Source organism: Planctomycetia bacterium (genome assembly GCA_021413845.1).
Taxonomy (GTDB): Bacteria; Planctomycetota; Planctomycetia; order Pirellulales; family PNKZ01; genus PNKZ01.
In genome coordinates this window covers 16,816-36,682 of record JAIOPP010000025.1, presented here as the reverse complement: position 1 = coordinate 36,682, position 19,867 = coordinate 16,816, and the positions used below count along the sequence as shown (strand labels likewise).

Here is a 19,867-nt window from a genome sequence, read left to right as displayed (position 1 = left end):
CGCCACTTAGCGGCGAAGCGAAAGCTTAGTAGCGGCTCGCCGGATAACGAGCCGCGGTGGCAGGACGTGCAGTCGGCTCCGCACTAGGAGCCGCTCCGCTCTTAGCGACCGGCCCCTGATTCGTCGCCTTCGAGAACTGCTCGGGTAGCGGAGGAACGGCTCCCTGCGATGGCGGAATCGGAGCCGTCATGGGCGCGGCCGGAACGGGCGGCCGAGCGGCAACGACCGGGTTGCCCGTCGAGTATCGGCTGCCCGTCGCATAACGATCGCCGACGACATTCGTGTCGGTTGGACGCTGCTTCTTTCCTAAGCGCGGGCCTTCTTCATCGGCGGCCGGCGCGGGGAGCGGAGTCGTTGTCGGGCTCGGTGCGTCTTGCGCGGCGGGCGGCAACTTTATCGGACCGGCGCCGGCTCCGTTGGCCGACGGCATTTCCGTCGAATAGCGTGGTCGCGAATCGACCGACAAGCGTGGCTCGGCTCGTCCCGGCACGATGATCGGCGAAGGAATCGGCGTATTCAAAGACGGGTCGGTTTCCGCTTTCGGCGACGTTGCGACCGGTGGTGTAGAAATGAAAGGACCGATCGGCCCCGCTGAAGCGGCAGCGGCTCGCGGAGCGATTTCCGGAGCTGCGCCGGGCGAAGGCGAGCCGACCGCGCGAGCCGCAGCGATCACGGAAGCGGCACCCGACGGGGTGACTTCGGCCGAGGCTTCCGGAGGCAAGACGATGAGCGGAAGCGCCGGCGGCACGTTCGCGGCCGGAGGAGCAACCGGCGACTCATCGGTCGGCAACGAAACTTGCGTATAGCGAGGGCCTGCGACCGGTGCCACCACCGGGCCTGCCGCAGGTTCAACGCTCGGTGCCGCCGCCGTCGATCCGACAACGGGGGCAATGTTCGGCGCTAGGCTCGGCACTAGACTCGGCACGACCACGGGTGCGGCGGGAGGGGGAACTACCACGGTGCGCGATTGGCTTTCGCCTTTGCTGAGGAGCTCGACCCACTGCTGCGCGGGTTTCAATTTCGGATCGAGCTTCGCGGCGGTTTTGAAATGCTCGAGAGCCTGCGTCTTTTGGCCCCGATCGTTCAGCATATAGCCGACGTTGTAATGCGCCACCGCTTCGCCATGCGCCCCGACGAGGATCTTATAAGCTTCCGGCGCTCGGTCGGATTCGACGTAGACCTTCGCCAAGTTGTTGCGGTACAGCGCTTTGGTTTCGTCTAGCTCTACCGCGCGCTTCAGAGCCGTGATCGACTCCGGCAAGTTCTTGCTGCGGGCATAGCAGAGGCCGAGGTCGTTGAACGCGGCCGCGCTATCTTCATGCGCCTTGACGGCCGCTTTGTAGCTCTTGATCGCGTTCGGGTAGTCGCCGACGTTGTCGTAGAGATGCGCGAGCCCTAAGAGGGCTTGAAGATTCTTCGGCTCGACTTCGAGCGCCTTTTGATACTGCTCGATCGCCGATTCGGTATTGCCGGCCTTGTGTTGCAGCTTGGCGAGCGAGATGTAGAGCGTAGCGCCGGCCGGGGCTTGCTTCGAGACCAAGGAGACGGGATCGTCTTCGGCGACCACGGGCTTCGCGGGCTTGTTCGTCGCCGACTTCTTGAACGGCGACGAGATCGTTTCGCCGAATTTTCGGAACGGTGCCGTCCAGCCGAACTCTTCGGCGCGCGGTTCCGGCGGGGCTACCGAGGGGGAAGGTGGCTGAATGTAGCCGCCATCCGACTCACGTTGCAGAATCGGACCGCTCGGTGTCGGCTTCGAAAACGGATTCCAAACCGGAAACGAAAAGCCGCTCTTGCAGCCGACGTTCGGCGCCGTCGTCAACGCGACCACGAGCAACCAGCGACCCGCTTGACGGTGCATTACCACGATAAAACCCTCCCTGCGACGCGAACTCGGGCAACGATGAGGCGCGATCCCATCCTTGGATCTCGCGCGTCATCTTTTTCTTCGTCCGTCGCCGCGGGTCGACGTTAGCGAAGAAGACCAAGTTTGCCAAACAAATCGATTACGAGGGGAGGGCTCGTACATGCCGGCAACGCTGCAGCCGGCCGTTAGCTGCCGGACGACGAGCCGGTGTCGCGCTGTGCCGGCGGAAGGACCGGCACGGGAGCGTTTTCCATTACGCGTTGGTGAACGCCGTTGGTAACATCGCCCCGTGCGCCGCGCGGCTCGACCGTCGTGACCATGAGCGGCGGCAAGGCTTCCCCTTGCAGCAGGCCGAGACCGTATGCTTGCACCGCTTTGACTCGAACCGTTGTTACTGCCGGATCGTCGGCTCGCAGCACGTAAATCGAGCGCCAATCGACGGGGGTTTCAAACAAGATCGACTTCATCTTGAGCCGACCGGTTTCATTCAGGTCGCCGGCGATATCGTCGAAGTGATACGCACTCAGCGTGTTCTGCGAGCGCCAGCCGGCAGCAACCATCGCGGTGAACGGCGCGCGAGCTGCCGCGCGGTCGTGGTCGAGAAACTGCTCGGGCCATTGGTTGTTGCTGCGGAACTCGTTGCAGAAGCCGCGGTAGGTATTGGAGAACCAATTCTCGGCAAACGCCGAGGCGGGCAGCAGAGCCGCAATCGCTAGCAAGCAAGCATGGCGCGAACGAGACATTCGAGCACCTCCGTGTGAAACGCACGCTCCGGTAGCCGAAGCACGAGTCTCCACATCCCGCGCATCATGCGCTCGCCGACGAGAGACTATTCTCAAGCTATCGTCGTTGCCGGCGCGATAAACGAGCCGGCCGAGGGCCGCATGGTCGCTCCTACGCGGTCGCTATAACCGGACCCGACGCGGCTCTTACCCTTGCATCGCCGGGAACATCTGCCGGATCATCGTGATCGCCGCCGGGCCGACCAAAATCACAAAGATGCCCGGGAAGATGAAGATCACGAGCGGGAAGATGAGCTTAACGGCCGTCTTCGCGGCTTTTTCTTCCGCCAGCTGACGGCGGCGCGTGCGCATCGATTCGCTTTGCACGCGCAGAGCTTGTGCTACGCTCGAGCCGAACTTATCCGCCTGGATCAAGATGGCGGCGAGTTGCCGCAAGTCGTCGACTCCGGTACGGCTGCCGAGATCGTGGAGCACGTCGGCGCGCAGCTTGCCGACTTGCATCTGGAAGTTCGCCAAGCCGAATTCGTCGGAGATGATCTTATAAGAGCGCTTCATTTCTTCGGCGACTTTGCGCAACGCCTGATCGAGCCCGAGCCCCGCCTCGACGCAGACGACCATCAGATCGAGCGCGTCGGGCAAGCCGAGGAAGATCTGCTCTTTGCGGCTCTTGCCGATGAAATGCAGCACGATTTCCGGAATATAGAACATCAGGCCCGTGATCGAGACGGCGATCATGATGTTCTTCTGGTTCATCTCGGTAAATAGCGCGACGCCGGCTCCGCTGAAGAAGAGCCCGATGGCGAGCATCGCGACCTTCACGCTGAGAAACATCGCCGGCGCGTTTTCGTTGCGAAAGCCGGCTTCGTCGAGCTTCTGCTTGAGCTTGCCGGCGTCTTTGACGTTCGTCGGCTGCAGCGGAGCGGCCAGCGCGGGCGAAGCCATCGCGAGCATGCGCGTCATCGTCGAGTCTTGCTTCTTCATCGCCGATTCGTCTTCCGAACGGCGTTTGCGTTTGCCCGGGTTCTTAAACTCTTCGAGCCGCTCGAGCGCGCGGGGCTTCTCGACCGCGACGGTGTTGAGCAGCGCCCAAGCTCCGATCGCGAATGCGCCGAAGATGGCGACCGGAACGAGTTGATCGGCACCGATGAAGGCGAACAAAAGAAGGTCGGTCGACATAGCGCTATACCTTGATATTCACGATCTTGCGAATCATCCACGCACCCATGAGCTGCATCACCACGGCACCGGCCAGCATCTGCTTGCCCATCGGATCGCGGAACAGCACCATCACGTATTCGGGATTCAATCTATAAACGGTTATAAACAAGACGATCGGCAGGCCGAGCAACACGACGCCCGACAGCCGACCTTCGCAGGTGAGGGCTTGAATTTGTCCCCAGATGCGGAAGCGGTCGCGAACGAGCGCCCCGATCTTGTCGAGAATTTCGGCCAAGTCACCACCGGTCTGTCGTTGCAGCACGATCGCCGTGGCGAAGAACTTCAAGTCGAGGTTCGGGATCCGGTCGGTGAGGTTGTTCATGGCTTCGGTAATGGGGATACCGAGGTTGTTTTCTTCGAACACGCGGCCGAACTCGACGCTGATCGGCGGCAGCATTTCTTGATGAACGAGATCGAAGCCCGCTCCCAAGCTATGCCCCGAGCGCAAGGCCCGAGCGAGCAACTCCAACGCGTCGGGTAGTTGCGCGCCGAATGCTTTCAGGCGGCGCTTGCGGCGCAGCATGAGCCACATCAGCGGAAACGTCGCACAGCCCGCGAATGCGAACGGAGCGATCGCGAAACTGATGCCGGCAACTAAAGTCGCCAACACGCCGCCGAGGCCGAGGATGCCCGAGATCAAGAAGAAACGGGAGGGCGTGAGGTTCGTATCGGCCTGCTGGAAGAGGAGCTGAAAACGCTCGAAGCGGGCCATCGCCAACTCGACGATCGACGGCACGGCGTCGAGCGGTTGCGCAATGACGGACGCGCCCGGCGCGTCTTTCTTCGCTTGGCCGACGCTCGTCAACATGCTCAGGCGATCTTCGACTTTCGTCTCGCCGTTGCCGCGGAACATAAGCGCGACGGCACCGATGATGCCGGCTACGGCGGCGAACACGGCGATGGAAATAATGAGCGGACTCATAATACCTCGTTGAAACTCTCAAACGATCGAATCAAGCGTTGCGACTCTAAGCTTGCATCATCACGCGCTGGCGGAACGCACTCGCCGGCAAGCGGACGCCTGCTTGCTCGAGCTTGTCCATAAACGTCGGCCGGATTCCCGAGGCGACGAAGTTTCCGTAAGCCTTGCCGTTGGCATCGATCCCTTGCGGCTCGAACTTATAAATGTCTTGCAACACGACGGTGTCTTGTTCCATTCCGACGACTTCGGTAATCGCCGTGATCCGACGGACGCCCCCCTGCAGACGGTTGGCTTGAATAATCAAGTCGACGGCGCTGGCAAGCTGCTGACGCATCGCCTTCAACGGCAGCGCGAAGCCCGACATCGTGATCATCGTCTCGATACGTGCGACGGCATCGCGCGGCGTATTGGCGTGCAGCGTCGTCATCGAACCTTCGTGGCCCGTATTCATGGCTTGCAGCATGTCCAGCGTTTCCGGTCCGCGGCATTCGCCGATGATGATCCGTTCGGGCCGCATACGCAGGGCGTTTTTCACGAGATCGGTCGCCGACACTGCTCCCTTGCCTTCGATGTTGGCCGGACGTGTTTCCAGGCGCACGACGTGCTCTTGTTGAAGCTGAAGTTCGGCCGCGTCTTCGATCGTGATGACGCGTTCGTGGCCCGGGATGAAGCTCGACAGAGTGTTGAGCAACGTCGTCTTACCGGAACCGGTACCGCCGGAGATCACGCAATTCAGCCGGGCCTTGATCGCTCCTTCGAGCAACATCACCATCTCGGGCGTGAAGGCTTTGTAGTTGAGCAAGTCTTCGAGCTTGAGCGGATTGGAACCGAAGCGGCGAATCGAAACCGCGGCACCGTCTAACGCCAGCGGTGGGATGATCGCGTTCACACGCGAACCATCGGGCAAGCGAGCATCGACCATCGGGCTCACGTCGTCGACGCGACGGCCGACCTTCGACACGATGCGGTCGATGATCTGCAGCAAGTGCGCGCCGTCGCGAAACGTGACGGGCGACTTCTCCATCTTGCCGCGCTTTTCGACATAAATATTCTTCGGACCGTTGATGAGAATATCGCTGATCAGCGGATCTTTCAGCAGCAACTCCAGAGGCCCGAAGCCGAAGGTTTCGTCAAGCACTTCTTCAACGAGCCGTTCTCGTTCGGCCCGATTGAGGAGCGTGTTTTCGGCATCGCTTAGGTGCTCGATCACCATGCGAATTTCACGGCGGAGCACGTCGTTGTCCATCTCGCTGACTTTCGTCAGATCGAGCTTATCGACGAGCTTGCTGTGAATGCGGCGCTTGAGATTCTCAAACTCGTTGTCCGAGGTTTTATCTCCGGGCTTCAAGTTAGGAGACATTGTTTTAGCCATAGCGAACCCGCTCACGGTACGAAGTTACGAGAAGAGAACGAAAGCGCAAGATATTGCTTCCGTCAAACCATAGCTCACGGTTTTGCGGCATCGTCGAGAGTTTCGCGATGCGGCCTGAGAGAGGGGAAACCGCACGGAAGTTTCCGGCGGTTGGGCCGTTCGTGCGTAAGATCCGCTGCGTCGAAGCGCGGCTGTGGCGAAAGGCTTACTTAGCCTTCGCTTTGAACATGCCGAAGATCCCGCTCTTCGCGGCCTTCGGATCGGCCACCACTTCGGCGACCGTTTCTTCTTTTTTCTCGCCGGAAAGTGCTTCGGCCAGGCTGACGATCGACATCGTCACGTTCGCTTTCGGGGCTTGCTCCACGAGCGGCACGCCGTTGTTGCGCACTTCGATCATCGTGCGATAATCGTTCGGCACTTGCCAGAAGATTTCGCGACCGATCGTTTCCTGAGCTTTCTTGAGCGTGATCGCTCCCGTATCCAACCCGGCCCGATTGACGACGATCTTGACCTTGTCCGACAGCTCTTTGTTTTCCTTGAGCGACGTCAACAACCGGACGACGTTGCGCAAGCAAGGGAGATCGAGCTGCGTCACCAGCAGAATATGGTTCGCCATGTGCAAGGCGACCATATCGTTGGCGGTGTAGCCCTTCGAGAGGTCGAGCACTAAGTGCGAGAAGGTCGCCTTCATCAGGCCGATCACGCGCTGAAGGTCGTCAGGCGTGATCAGCGCCATGTCTTCCATCTGCACCGGCCGGGGCAACAGATAAAGGCCCGACGAGTGCTTCGTCAACGAGCGCTTGAGCAACGAGAAGTCGAGCCGCGAAACGTTCTGCGCGACGTCGACCAACGTGAAATCGGGAATCGCGTCGAGAAACACGTCCGCGTCGCCGAGGCAAAGATCGAGATCGATAAGTGCCGCGGTTTTCTTAGGATCTTTCGCCAGCGCACAACCGAGGTTCACCGCGATGCTCGTCGTGCCGACGCCGCCGGTCGCTCCGGCCACGGCGATCACGGTGCTGCCGCGGGCCTTGTTCTCACCCTTGCCGAACTTCTTCTCGCTGATTCGGCCGAGCGCGTCGAGAATGTCTTGCAGCTTCACGGGCTGCGTGAGAAATTCTTTCGCTCCGGCACGCATCGCCTGCAAGATCACCGAGCCTTCGGTGGAAGCGCTGATGACCAAGATCGCACAATCGGGCGAGGCCTGGCCGAGCTTCTCGACGAGGTCGAGGCCTTTGTTCGTATTGTTGTCGAGCACGACGATCCCGATGTCGGGATGCGTCTGCGAAATGACGTCGGCGAAGAATTCGTAGCGCGAGCATTCCGCCTCGAGCCACACGGTATCCATGCCCAAGAGCATGGTCTTGAGCGCGTTACGCGTCGTGTCGACGGGATCGACAATCGCCAGTCGTAAGACGTTGCTCATGGCGGTGAATGGTTCGCAAAAAGAATCCGGGTAACCAGCAGTGAGAAACTATAGGACGCACTTACGGCCGGATTGCAAACTGCGGTATTTATTTCGCCACGTCATACCCAATTGGGCCGATTAGTCCCATCTCTGACGGATTTTCCGGTTGTACGGGGGGCAACGTCTGCGGTGTCGGGGAATTCCCTTGTGGGTTCGGGGTGTTTTGCGGCGCCGCCGAATTTCCCCGCACCACGACCGTGCCCATCGGATCGACGTTGTTGCGAGGCGCGGAGACGAAGAACCCTTGCGTGCGGTTCTGCGCCGCCGCGTTTTGATCGTCGAAAGCCGGGTTGGGAGGATTTTGCGGGAGCGGACGGATCAACGCACCGTTCGGCCTTGTGCCGTCTTCAGTCGAGATCGGCTTCGGCGGCGTTAGGTCTTGGATCGGCGCTTGGAGCGGCTCGCCACCCGTCGGTGGGCCCGGCGGCGGAATGGTCACGTCGCTCACACCGTTCGGCGAGATCGCGAACTCACGTTGGAAGTGCGGCGGACGGAAGCAAGGATCGGGCAAGACTTCGATGTTGCCGCGATTGAAGAGCTGACGATCGTCAGGGTTCGTCGTTTGGCTTCCCGGCCCGCCGCCGATGTCGCAGATCTGCTGCGGATCGATCCCCTCGACGATCTGCGGCGTGACCATGATCAACAACTCGACTTCATTGATCTGATCGCTGGTACGGCGGAAGAACGAACCGATGACCGGCGTATCCATCAAGACGGGAATACCGCGCGTCGACGAGTTGGTGCGCGTCTGCACCAAACCGGCGATCGCAAGGGTCTGCCCGGCGCGAAGCGTGACGGCCGTGTCGGCCTCGCGCACCGTGAGGCCGGGAACTTGCTGACCGTTGATCGTCACGCTGCGCGTATCGTCGATTTCGCTGATGCGCGGGCGAACTTGCAGGTTGATGATGTTGCTCCCCATCACGATCGGCACGAAGTCGATCTGCGTACCGAAACGACGATACTCGACCGAGATCGTACCGAGACTTTGCGGCACCAAGATCGGAAACTCACCACCCGCGTTCATAAACGCCGGCCGGCCGCTTTCGGTCACCAAGTTCGGATCGGCGAGCACCTTAGCGAGGTTGTTTTGCTTGAGCGCTTCGACGAACGCATAGAAGTTGTCGCCGCCGCTCGAGATGCGGATCGGAATCGTCTGCCGCCCGGAAGTCGCGATGGTGTTCGACGCCGACAGCGCCGTCGTCGTGAGAATGCCCGCCGCCCCGGAACCGAACGCGCTGCCGCTTTGCATCACCGCGGCTAAGTCGACGCCGAGGTTGCGCAGCTTCGTTCGCGACACTTCCATGATCCGGACTTGCAGCAACACTTGCTGCACGCCGCCGACGGTGATGTAGTTGATGACGTTCGGATAATAGTTCTGCGAGATTTCGACGATGCGGCTCTGTTGGTTCGGATCGTCGACGTAGCCCGAGATGATCACGCCGGTCGAGATCGGCCGGATGCGTAGCGCGGCCTTGGGGAATGTGTCGTGCAACAGCCGGGCGAGCTCTTGTGCATCGCCGTGGACCATGACGTCGATCGTGCGAATGCTTCCTTTTTCATCCCAAATGTTGACTTGCGTCACGCCCGGCCGGCGACCGTAGATCTGCACTTGGTTCGGCGACAAGGCCGTGAGTCCGACGATCTCCGGATTGTTGACCTGCGCCTGCGGGATCTTCGACTCTTGCGAGAGGATGCGGCTCGTGTTCACGATCATCTGGATGCGATCGACCGCTTCCGAAACCTGGTGCGTGACCGGCGGAAGATCCAATTGCGAAAACGGCTTCGAAGGGGTCGCGATCGTGATCGACGAGCGCGGGGCTTCGGCCGGAGGAGCCGCCGGTTGCTGTGCGTGTGTTACGCCCAGAGCGAGGGCCCAAGCCGAGAGGCCGAGCGCGGCGCGGCGCAGAAGCGCCGGCAAAGTCGTCGCATAGCGAGTGTCGAGAGAGATCATCCTTGATCTTCCTTATGGGCCCTAGTCGGCGGGCAGTTCAGTCGGTTCGTTCGTTCGTCGATCGGCGAACTTACGTCTCGACTGAGATCCTTGGTGTTAAGCTCCGTCTCTTCCGTTCTGCTCTTCCGTCCTGCTTCGTAACTCTTACGGCATTCCTACTCAGTTCACGACATCCGGCTGGCGGTCGATCGGGTCTTCCGGCGGCAAGCCGAGGCTCACCGGCGGTGCGGCCGGAATCGGAGCCGCCGGGGCTGCGGCCGGTGGCGCACTTTCCAAACCACCGACCGTGCGCGCGATCCGCGAGCCTGCGCTGAATTCCACTTCCTTCGCTTCCGGTCCTTCGATCAACAACACTTTCCAAGTCTTCTTTTCCGGCGGCGGGCCGTTGACGCGCGCGTTTTGCATTTCCTTGAGCAAGTCGCCGAGCGAGGTGAAACCCTTGTTCAGCGCCTCGCCGACTCCGTCCCCTTCCGCTACCGGCGGCAGCGGAGTGATTCCCGGCGGTAGGGCCGAGCCGCCCGCACCGGCAGCGGCAGCCGTGCCGGAGCCCGACTGACCACCCAGTACATCGGCGATGCCTACGCCACCGTCGCCGACTCCTTGTTCGCCCGAATCTCCTTGATCTTTCGCGCTCCGCATCAACAACCGGATGGTCCCGATTTCCGAGGCCAGCGTCGTACGCATCGCATCCTTCGGGCTGACGAGCAACGAAACCGTTTTCGCGGCGATCGACGGTTCGCCGGCAGTCGGGCGTTCGGTAACGTCGTCGACGGCTAAGACCTTGACGTTTTCCAAGAAGCGTTTGGTCGTGGTCGCCATGATGCCGCGTTGCTGATCGGCGACGACATGCACCAGCACATCGACGTTGTCGCCCGGCTTAACGAGTCCGCCTAATCCGCTGACGTTGTCGACCTTGACCGTGACGGCTTTCATGCCGGCGGGAATTTCGATGTTCCCCCCTTTGTCGTCGAGCAGCTTGCCCATGAGCAAGGGCTCGCCCGGAATGATCGACGAGCGGACGCGTTTGTCTTGCAGGTCTTCGATCTTCTCGATCGCCCCTTCGGGCATTGCGTCTTTGCGCCATTCCTGCAGCCGAATGTCGTCCGGCTTGATCAGGTCGCCCTTCAGGATTTCGCGCTTCGCCACGACGATCGAAGTCGTTTCGACTTCGTTCGAGGGGCGCGCCATGATTTGGTTGATGCCGATCGCGGCAATCAGGCCGCAACCGAGCGCCATGGCTAACAGCATTAAGGATTTTGGACGCATGGCTTAACTCTCCGTTACGTTCGTCGCGACTGTCGTTCGTGCTATCAACGCATCGTCCGGCACAACGCTATTGAACTGTCTCCCGACGCATAACGGTTGTTGTCGTTAATGTCTTCCCGCCTAAGTACATTGGCGACGGATACCAACTGACTTGATTGAAAGGAATTGAGACGGTAACAGTCACGGGTGCGCCATATCCGGCAGAACTAGGCGGACTAGGACTAACCGTCACAGTCGCGCCTGAAATCGAAGCATTCGTCAGGTAGGAATTCACGGTCGACGTGACGTTGGAAGTCGTGGCGCCGTCGAGAACTCCGACCCTCGCCCCTTCTCTTGCCGCATTCACGATCAGCTGCTGAACCATTACCATCCGGCCATATTCGATCATGCCGAACACCAGCATGATGAAAATCGGCGCCACCACTGCGAACTCGACGACGGCAGCACCCCGTCTCTGTTTTCGGCACAACCGGTAAAGTTTCTCCAACTTCCCAGCGGAGGTTTGGGAAAACTTTTCGAGTTGCCAGGTGCCTCTAGCGCCGGCGAGGGCCGCTAGCGTACTCGTCGAATTGGGGGTGACTAGGCTCATATCAACATTCCCGACATTGCGAAGTAGAAGATCGTGCCGATCGCCATCGGAATTCCGTACGGCAGCAGCAGCATGCGCGGCTTCCGTTCGGCGGCGATCGTCGCGAGTTGTTCCGGATCCTTAATCGCTACGACTTCGTTGATGATCGCGAAGAACTGCGTGCTGTGCTTTTCCCAAGCTTTGCGATACCAGACCATGAGCACGGCGATGACGCCGCCGAACACCGCGGTCCAGCAAAACGCATAGAGCGTGTCCATCGTCCAGATCCAGGCCCCGATGCCGGCCAAGAGCTTCACATCGCCGGCACCCATGCCACCGATGGCATACGCCGGCATCAACAGAGCCAACCCGACCACGGTGCCGAGCATGCTCCAGCCGAACCCGGCCCAGCCGAAGTAGGCGAAGCTGTAGACCCAACCGGCGATGATCATCGGGAAGGTGATCCAATTCGGCACCTTCAACTGGATGCCGTCGATGACGGCCGCGACGACGAGCGTCGTCGTCACAACCCAGATGGGCCAGTGTCGTACGACGGCGGAGAAGATTTCATGAAAATCGAACATCGTATTGAGCGTCCCATTTCGAAGTTTTTTAACGAGCGGCAAGTCGCCGCTCAGGATTATCCGCGGAGGCAAAACATGCAGGTGAACAGCGTCGTAAACAGGGTGAACAAGGCCGTCACGACTTGAACGACGGCGGCCGGTTCGAGCGGCAAGGTCGGATACATGGCTATTTTTCCGGTCTGGAAAAGTTCGTTTTTAGCGCATACACGGTACGTCTACTGAAAACATAGGTCACGAATCGCTAGGACGGATGTGGATTTCGGAACCCTACGCAAAGCGTACCGTGGTTGCGCATGGTGCCGATTATTGCGCGGCCGAAAATGCGTGTCGTAGCGGTCGTACCGTCGGGCACTCGTCGGTTGTTTTCCACGCTTCGTCGAGCGATCGCGGCGCCGGCGATTCCCGTTCCAAGTTAGCTCGCAAAAACTTTGGCGGCCGCTCCCGGAACGAAACCTATATTTTTCGAGCTACGGCAGCCGTCGCGGCTCCGTTTTCCAGCGCGTAAAAGCATCAATCTATGCCCAGCGCGTGCGCCCACATGAAGGCTCGTCATGTTCCGTTTCGCCGTCACGATTTTCCTCAGTGCGTTCCTGCTCTTCCAAGTGCAACCGCTGATCGGCAAATACATCTTGCCTTGGTTCGGCGGTAGTCCCGGCGTGTGGACGACCTGTATGTTGATGTTCCAAATGCTGTTGCTCGCCGGCTACGGCTACGCGCATTTCGCCACCACGCGCATGAAGCCCCGCACGCAAGGGATCGTGCATCTCATCTTGCTCTTAGCGTCGCTCGTCATGCTGCCGATCGTGCCGGACGACTCGTGGAAGCCGAGCGGCGAAGAGTCGCCGTCGTGGCGTATTCTGCTGCTGCTCGTCAACACGATCGGCATTCCTTACTTTTTGCTCTCGACGACCGGCCCGCTGTTGCAAAGCTGGTTCGCACGCGAATATCCGAACCGCTCGCCGTTCCGCCTGTATGCACTGTCGAACTTCGGCTCGCTGTTGGCGCTGCTCAGCTACCCGCTGCTGGTCGAACCCTCGTTGAAGCTCGGCACGCAAGCCGCGGTGTGGTCGATGCTCTACTCGGCCTTCACGCTCGTCTGCGGCTGGAACGCCGTGAAGCTGATCCGCTTCTCGAAAACCGAAGCACCGCTATCCAGCAGCGCCGCTACTACGCTCGTGCGTGCGCAAGCCGGTGCGCCGGCGGCGGTCTCCAGCGGCACGAAGCTGCTCTGGATTCTGCTCGCTTGCACCGCTTCCGTCATGCTGCTCGCGACGACGAATCAAATCTGCCAGCAAGTCGCGGTCACGCCGTTTCTTTGGATCGTGCCGCTGGCGATCTATTTGATCTCGTTCATTCTCACATTCGATGCGCCGCGCTGGTATCGCCGCGATGTCTTCGGGCCGTTGTTGGCTCTGTCGACCTGTGCGGCTTGGTACGTCGTCGACAACAGCCCGATGTTTCGACACGACACGCAACTCGTCGTCTACGGCCTCGCGCTGTTCGCCGTCTGCATGACCTGCCACGGCGAGCTCGTCCGGGCGAAACCGCATCCTTCGCATCTGACGTTGTTTTATCTGCTCATCTCCGTCGGCGGTGCGCTCGGGGGGTTGCTCACCGCGCTCGTCGCTCCGCGCCTCTTCAGCGGCTACGTCGAATACCAACTCGGGCTCGCCGCGGCTTGCGTGCTGCTGCTCGTATGCCTGGAGCGCGATGCACGCTCTCCGCTGTATCGATTGAAGCCGTTTTGGGTCTGGTGCAGCCTGGGCTGCGCTTGCATGGCTCTTTGCGCTGCGCTCGGCAAACAAGCGTTCGCCGCCGATGCGACCGAGATCACCGCGGCTCGCAACTTCTACGGCGTGCTGAAGATCGTCAATCGCGAAAGCGATGCCGTGGGCCCGCAAGTCGCAATGGTTCACGGCCGGATCGTCCACGGCGTGCAGTTCACGAACGAAGCCTTGCGCCGCATGCCGACCTCGTACTATGGGCCCGACAGCGGCTTCGCCGTCGCCGCGAGCTTGCATCCTCGCCGCGCATCAGCCGAAGCCGACCGACGCAACCTGCGCATCGGCGTCGTCGGGCTCGGGGCGGGCGTCATCTCCGCCTATGGACAGGCCGGCGATTCGATCCGCTACTACGAGATCAATCCCGATGTGATTCGCATGGCTCAGCAATACTTCTCGTTCCTGCGCGACAGCCGCGCGTCGAACGAGATCGTGCTCGGCGATGCGCGCGTCTGCTTAGAGCGCGAACTGATCTCGGGCTCGCAGAAGTTCGATATTCTCGTGATCGATGCCTTCAGCGGCGATGCCGTGCCGATGCACTTATTGACTCGCGAGTGCTTCCGCACCTACGACGCGCATCTTGCCGAAGGAGGCATGATCGTGATGAACATCTCGAACGACAACGTCGATCTGGCGCCGGTCGTGCGAGCGCATGCCGCGGAGTTGCAGTTGCAGATTCGCTCGTTAGGAAGCGCCGAAGATCGGAGCAAATCCATGCAACGCTCCGATTGGCTCATCTTGACGCGCAACACGCAGTTCTTAAACGACCCGCAAGCGACGGCCCACTTCCGGCCGATCCCTTCGAAGCTCGACCCGATTCTCTGGACCGATGACTTCGGCAGCTTGCGGCAAGTGTTGCTGCATTAAAGCAGTCGGCAGCAAGCGAAGCCTCGAGGCAATAGCGTACCGCGTTAAGGTAGTTGCACGAGCGTCGTCAGGCGCGTGAACGCATCGCGCGAATGCGCGAGCAGTTCCGGATAGCGCGCCGGTTCCGAGTTCATCCCCACGAGTTCGACGTCGTAATAACCGTCGAAGCCGGCGGTTTGCAATGCCGAGAGAATTTCCTGCAACGGCACGATCCCTTCGCCAAGCCGCGTGCGCACTTGTTCTCGATCGACCGGGGCCGTGCCGTCGCCGAGATGCACGACCGCGATATGCTCGGCTACCGCCTTCAACTTCGCTTGCCAGTCCGGCAGCAAGCCGATGTGGTAAGTATCGAAAGCGAGCTTCAAATGCGGATCGTGAAACGTTTCGATCAACGATAAGGCATCGAGCGGGTCGTTGAGAAACGTGCATTCCGCCGACGCATCCGGATGCATCGGCTCCAATGCCAGCGTTACTTTGTGCTTTCGTGCGATCGGCAAGAGCTCCTTGAGCGCGTCGCGCAGCAACCGCTTGGCATGATTAAAGGTATGACCGCCTCGTGCGCCGCTGTAGACGATCAGGCAGCCGGCGTTCAACGCCGCGGCGAGCTCGATCGCTTCGCGGGCATCTTCCAGGCCATCGCGATGCGACCGGCCGTCGCTGCCCGTGAAGCCGCCGCACCATTGCAGGTTCGAAACGGCGAGCCCCGACTTGCGCAGTAGCTCGATCCCTTTCGCTTCGCCGTATTCGGCGAGTTTTTGTCGCCAAACGCCGATTGCGCGAAATCCCGCCTCGCGCACCTGCGCCACGTCTTCCTCGAACGACCAACGAAAGGTCGTCAGCTCGCTTATCGACAACACCGCCATCCGTGTGCGCTCCTACAAACTCTTCATCGGCTCACTGAGATTCGCGCCGAGGCATAACATCAGCGGCGCTTGCGAACCACATTCCCTCATGTGCGAGCCAGTATCTCGCATGGTCGTGGTTCTGTAAAGCGACGTGAAGGATGCCGGCACTCTTCTGCCGAATCATAGAAAAACTCGCTGAATCTTGATCTTGCTTTTCTGCGCGCCGGCGAGTTCAAACGATCGTGCTCGAATCCGGCAACGGGGCACGGCGAGCGTGGCGCGGCTCGATGAGCCCGAACGTTAAGACTCCGGCCAGTGCAATACACGCGGCTCCTCCGACGAACACGCGCTCGTAGCCGAACAGATCGACGCACCAGCCCACGAGGGGCGAAAAACAAAACGGCACAGCAAGGCACAAACTCAACGTGCTGAGATAGCGCGGGTGATCGTGCTCCGGCGCAATCTCGAGCGTGTAGCCGACCATAGTCTTGAGCGAGATCGGAGTCATGCCGAGCGGGATGAACACGACCCAGAACCAGCGCCGCCCTTCGTCAACGTTCAACGAGGCGATCCCCAGCGCCGCGAGCGGCGCGAGCGCGTTGCAAAACACTGCGATGCGCAAGCCGAGCCGTTCTCCGCGCCGCTCGATCACCCAACCCAACAGCAAGCCGAACATCCCGACCGCGGCATTCTGCACGATAACCCAGATCATCAAGTTCTCTCCCGTCAGGCGCAGTTCCTCGCGGGCCATGGCCTGATAGTGCGGGAACAAGACCGTGCCGACGACCGAAAACATCACGACGACCGCAAGCTTGCGGAAGTTCGCATCCTCACGCAAGACATCCCACGCACCTCGCAGAGGATGGTCGACGACTTCGCCTCGGCGTTCGTGATCGTCGGCATGTTCGCGAATGAACAAGGCCAAGCCCGCCGCGCCGGCGAACATCAATCCGGTGAAGCCGAAAATATAGGTGAAGCCGCCGTCGGAGCGTTGCAGCCAGTCTCCCATCAGCCACCACGCAAACACGATCGCCGCGGCGGAGCCCGAGAACGTGGCAAGCGCCATCAGCCGCCCGCGCAATCGCACAGGCACGAGCTTCCCTTGCAACGTGCTATAAGAAAGCTGATTCAATCCGTGGCAGCAAGAAAAGATTCCATACAGCACTAAGAACAAGCCGGCCATCCACGCCGGCGGGCCGTTGCCGACGACATGCCACACCGCGGCCAGCGCCAGAAACGGCAGGCCCATCGCAAACGTCCACGCAGCCAGCGCCAACTTCTTCTGCGGCATCTTGCGCAGCCGGCGCGCAAAGAATGCCGGAGGAACGCTTTGCCCGAACCGATTGACGACGAGCAGGCAGCCGCGAATCCAGCCCGGCCCCGCCAACAAGTCGAGAAAGGCGGGCATGATGACGCTTTCGGTCTTGAAGATCCAACCGATCCGCAAGATGACGTCGTACGACGCCAGCGCCACGACGTTGCGCACTTCACGTCCGTCTTCTTCGCTCGGTCCGGCGCCGATCGACGACTCCTCAATCGCCCCGGTCATGGCGATTAAAGGCAATTCATCGGAAGCGTCGGGCGACGAACGGGGGAGCGTGGTCATGGCGTCGATTTTAGAACGGAATCGATGCGCCGACGAGACGAAAGCGCGGCCGACGCGCAACTCGGTCCGATGAAGCTTACGATTCTTACGGTCTTCAGCTCGCTCGCGGCTTGAATCGAGTGTCGAAGGGGGTAAACTCGGAGAATCGGCCGCGCACGCCACCGCACTTCCGTGGCTTGTCCATTCTTCGCTTCTCTTTCCGGAACCTTTCATCCGTGACGACTCCTCAAGAACTTCAAGCCAAGCTCACTCTCGGCATCGAGAAGGCGCGGACCAACAGCCGGCGACTCGTTTACATCGGCGCAGGTCTGATCGTCCTCTCGTTCGTCATGTCGTGGTGGGGGCTCAAGAAAGAGCGCGTGTATGAGCAACAAGGGGTGAGCGTCGCCGATGCCGCCGCGCAAGAAGCGATCACCGCCAACATGACCGCCGAGGACAAGAAAGACTACGATAGCCGCATCGCTCAATACAGCGTCGCTTGGCAGGCCAATCAAAGCCTTAACCGAGATTATTACCTAGCCGCCTTCGGCCAAGACTACGACCAGCGGCTGCGAAATCTGGAGAACGTCTCGCTCCGCAGCGGCAGCATGTCCCTCTTCGGCTGGTCGACCGGCACCGGTTGGTTCGGGGTGCTGTTCGTCATCGCCGGAGCGGCGTGGTTCGCTGCGCCGAAGTTCAAGCCCGAGCTCGAAGACTTCGCTTGGACGATTCCTTGGGTTTGGACGGCGCTCGGCGCCATCTACCTGATCGCCGTGCTGGCCTTCTACTTCAATGCCCCCGACGTCAACGGCGCGGGCTACTCGCAAGGGGTCGCCCTCGGTTGTTATCTGTCGATCTTCGGCACGCTGGCCGTCGTCGTCGGCGGCACGTTCGAAGGAATCAAATCGGCCAACGAGCGGCTTGCCGCGATCGCCGCGGAAGCCGAAGACGAAGAGGTCGACGAAGAACCCGCAGACGACGCCTCGGGCGCTCCGCGTCGGCCCCCGCTTCCGAAGCCAAGCCAGCCGATCAACGAAGTGCTCGATGCCGAAGCTGCCAAGCGTAAGCGGCTAACGGATTGGTAACCGCCCGATCGATACAGCCCCCGTTCCGATCACCGCAGAGCAATATCGCCCGCAACGCGCCCCTCGCCGCGAAAGAACTTCCTCTTGGCAACCACGACACCCGCCGCCGAAATCAACGTCTTCGCTTATCGTAAGACGGCGCGTCGCAAGGCCTGGGTTTGTCCCGGCGCCGGCTTCGCCTACCTCGGCCGTCCCGCCATGGCCGCGCTCTGCTACCTTTCGAGCATCGGCACGTTCGTCGCCGCCATCGCCACGGCGATAGTCCCTTCGCAAACGCTCCTGCTGGCGACGATCGCTTTCATCATCGCCGGCACCGTTCTCTGGGGCTTGGAGCTTTTCAGCACTTACACGGCTTGGCCTCCCGCGAGCTTGGCCCCTTCTTCGTTCAACCCTTGGCTCGGTGCGCTCGCCATTTGGATCGCGGTCGCGATCTTCGCCGTCGTCGTGCTCAATTCGTATAAGCTCGTCGCGTTCGGCGGCTCGCTCATGTCTCCCACGATCTCCGAAGACGAAAGCTTGCTGTTCCACCGCAGCGTCGACGACGCACGTTTGCAACGCGGAAACGTCGTCTTGTTCGAGCTCGATGCCGATAACAAGATCACGGAGCCCGGCACGTTGATGATCGGCCGGATCATCGCGGTGCCCGGCGATATGATTTCGATTTCCAAGGAACGCTACGTGATCAACGGCCAAATCGAGCGTCATGTCGCGCCGTCGGAGCATCTGCCGATCGCTCTGCAGGTGCCGCAATCGCCGCGGATGCTGAAAGTCCCGGCCGATTGTTTTTTCGTTTCGCAAGATTCGATCACGTCGGGCTACGATAGCCGCGTGCTCGCTTACGCGAAGCGACCGCACATCGTCAGCACGAAGCTCTTTCACTTCGGGAAGCCGCCGTTTCTCCACACGATCGAATAATCGCATGCCGCGCCTGACGAAGATCATCGTCTATCCGATCAAGTCGTTCGACGGCGTCGAGGTCGACGAATCCGGTTTCACGCCTGCCGGCGGATTGCGCAACGACCGCCGCTTCGCGCTGCAAAAGCCCGACGGCAAATTCGTCAACGGCAAAGCTTACGCGGCGATGCATCGGCTACGGTCGACGTTCGATCTTGCCGCCGAGACCGTCACGCTCTCCGCCGCCGATCGCCCCTCGGCGACCTTCGCGCTCGCGGCCGGCAACGCGGATCTCGAACGCTGGTGCGGCGAATACTTCGGCACGCCCGTGCGTTTCATCGAGAATCGCGAGTCGGGCTTTCCCGACGACGGCGATTCGCCCGGCGCTACGTTGATCTCGGTGCCGACGCTCCTCGAAACGGCGCGCTGGTTCCCGTCGCTCGACGTCGCGGAGATGCGCCGCCGCTTTCGAGCCAACTTGGAAGTCGACGCCGCCGCCGATGCCTACGACCCTGAGGAAGAGTGCCCCGCGTTTTGGGAAGATCGACTCTTCTCGTCGTACGCTTCGCCCGACACGCGTGAGGTGGTGCCGTTTCGCATCGGCGACGTCGTCCTCGCGGGGGTCAACCCTTGCGCGCGGTGCGTCGTGCCGACGCGCGATTCGCAAACCGGCGAAGTCTTTCGCGGCTTCGCGCAAACCTTCGCGGAGCGGCGCCGCAACACCCTCCCTCGGTGGGCGGCGCGCGAGCCGTTCGACCACTACTACCGCCTGAGCGTCAACACCCGGCTCGGCTTCTCCGAGACCGAGAAGACGATCCGGCTCGGCGATCGAGTCGACCTCGTCTAATATG

Annotated in this window: 16 protein-coding genes; 4 read left to right on the top strand and 12 right to left on the bottom strand. The window is 60.9% G+C overall.

All coding sequences use genetic code 11. The features are described 5' to 3' along the window. Positions 1-25: 25 nt before the first annotated feature. The 10 genes from K8U03_05345 to K8U03_05300 form a co-directional block, all read right to left on the bottom strand. Positions 26-1,867, bottom strand: coding sequence for a tetratricopeptide repeat protein (locus K8U03_05345; GenBank protein ID MCE9604313.1), 1,842 nt, complete (start codon positions 1,865-1,867; stop codon positions 26-28). A gap of 185 nt (positions 1,868-2,052) precedes the next feature. After that, on the bottom strand, positions 2,053-2,610 hold the full coding sequence (locus K8U03_05340; protein ID MCE9604312.1) for a hypothetical protein: 558 nt from the start codon (positions 2,608-2,610) through the stop codon (positions 2,053-2,055). A gap of 186 nt (positions 2,611-2,796) precedes the next feature. Further along, positions 2,797-3,786 carry a type II secretion system F family protein gene (locus K8U03_05335; GenBank protein ID MCE9604311.1) on the bottom strand — a complete coding sequence of 330 codons (990 nt, stop codon included), beginning with the start codon at positions 3,784-3,786 and terminating at the stop codon, positions 2,797-2,799. Positions 3,787-3,790: 4 nt separating this feature from the next. Beyond that, positions 3,791-4,750: a type II secretion system F family protein gene (locus tag K8U03_05330; GenBank protein MCE9604310.1), complete on the bottom strand. Its 960-nt coding sequence runs from the start codon at positions 4,748-4,750 to the stop codon at positions 3,791-3,793. A gap of 46 nt (positions 4,751-4,796) precedes the next feature. Beyond that, positions 4,797-6,110 carry a CpaF family protein gene (locus K8U03_05325; GenBank protein ID MCE9604309.1) on the bottom strand — a complete coding sequence of 438 codons (1,314 nt, stop codon included), beginning with the start codon at positions 6,108-6,110 and terminating at the stop codon, positions 4,797-4,799. Positions 6,111-6,327: 217 nt separating this feature from the next. Next, positions 6,328-7,548 (bottom strand): response regulator, encoded by a 1,221-nt coding sequence (locus K8U03_05320; protein MCE9604308.1) that lies wholly within the window; start codon positions 7,546-7,548, stop codon positions 6,328-6,330. Between the two features lie 88 nt (positions 7,549-7,636). After that, positions 7,637-9,541, bottom strand: coding sequence for a pilus assembly protein N-terminal domain-containing protein (locus tag K8U03_05315; protein ID MCE9604307.1), 1,905 nt, complete (start codon positions 9,539-9,541; stop codon positions 7,637-7,639). 159 nt (positions 9,542-9,700) lie between these two features. Continuing rightward, complete coding sequence (gene cpaB / locus K8U03_05310) at positions 9,701-10,807, bottom strand: Flp pilus assembly protein CpaB (GenBank protein MCE9604306.1); 1,107 nt, start codon at positions 10,805-10,807, stop codon at positions 9,701-9,703. 67 nt (positions 10,808-10,874) lie between these two features. Next, positions 10,875-11,396, bottom strand: a complete 522-nt coding sequence (locus K8U03_05305) for a pilus assembly protein (GenBank protein MCE9604305.1) — start codon at positions 11,394-11,396, stop codon at positions 10,875-10,877. Further along, a complete protein-coding gene (locus K8U03_05300) occupies positions 11,393-11,959 on the bottom strand; it encodes a prepilin peptidase (protein ID MCE9604304.1) in 567 nt (188 codons plus the stop codon). Before K8U03_05300 ends, K8U03_05305 begins: the two co-directional genes overlap by 4 nt. A 551-nt stretch (positions 11,960-12,510) precedes the next feature. Here K8U03_05300 and K8U03_05295 point away from each other — a divergent pair. Then, positions 12,511-14,607, top strand: a complete 2,097-nt coding sequence (locus tag K8U03_05295; GenBank protein ID MCE9604303.1) for a fused MFS/spermidine synthase — start codon at positions 12,511-12,513, stop codon at positions 14,605-14,607. 44 nt (positions 14,608-14,651) lie between these two features. Here the strand turns inward: K8U03_05295 and K8U03_05290 are convergent, their stop codons facing one another. Both K8U03_05290 and K8U03_05285 read right to left on the bottom strand, forming a co-directional pair. Continuing rightward, positions 14,652-15,470: a sugar phosphate isomerase/epimerase gene (locus tag K8U03_05290; protein ID MCE9604302.1), complete on the bottom strand. Its 819-nt coding sequence runs from the start codon at positions 15,468-15,470 to the stop codon at positions 14,652-14,654. Between the two features lie 214 nt (positions 15,471-15,684). Continuing rightward, entirely contained in the window at positions 15,685-17,058 is a 1,374-nt protein-coding gene (locus tag K8U03_05285; protein ID MCE9604301.1) for an MFS transporter, read from the bottom strand. A gap of 215 nt (positions 17,059-17,273) precedes the next feature. Here K8U03_05285 and K8U03_05280 point away from each other — a divergent pair, with 215 nt between their 5' ends. The 3 genes from K8U03_05280 to K8U03_05270 all read left to right on the top strand — a co-directional run bounded on the left by K8U03_05280 (position 17,274) and on the right by K8U03_05270 (position 19,863). Continuing rightward, positions 17,274-18,122, top strand: a complete 849-nt coding sequence (locus K8U03_05280) for a hypothetical protein (protein ID MCE9604300.1) — start codon at positions 17,274-17,276, stop codon at positions 18,120-18,122. A gap of 84 nt (positions 18,123-18,206) precedes the next feature. Next, positions 18,207-19,037 (top strand): signal peptidase I, encoded by an 831-nt coding sequence (lepB, locus tag K8U03_05275; protein ID MCE9604299.1) that lies wholly within the window; start codon positions 18,207-18,209, stop codon positions 19,035-19,037. Between the two features lie 4 nt (positions 19,038-19,041). After that, a complete protein-coding gene (locus K8U03_05270; protein ID MCE9604298.1) occupies positions 19,042-19,863 on the top strand; it encodes an MOSC N-terminal beta barrel domain-containing protein in 822 nt (273 codons plus the stop codon). The last annotated feature ends 4 nt before the right edge of the window (positions 19,864-19,867 follow it).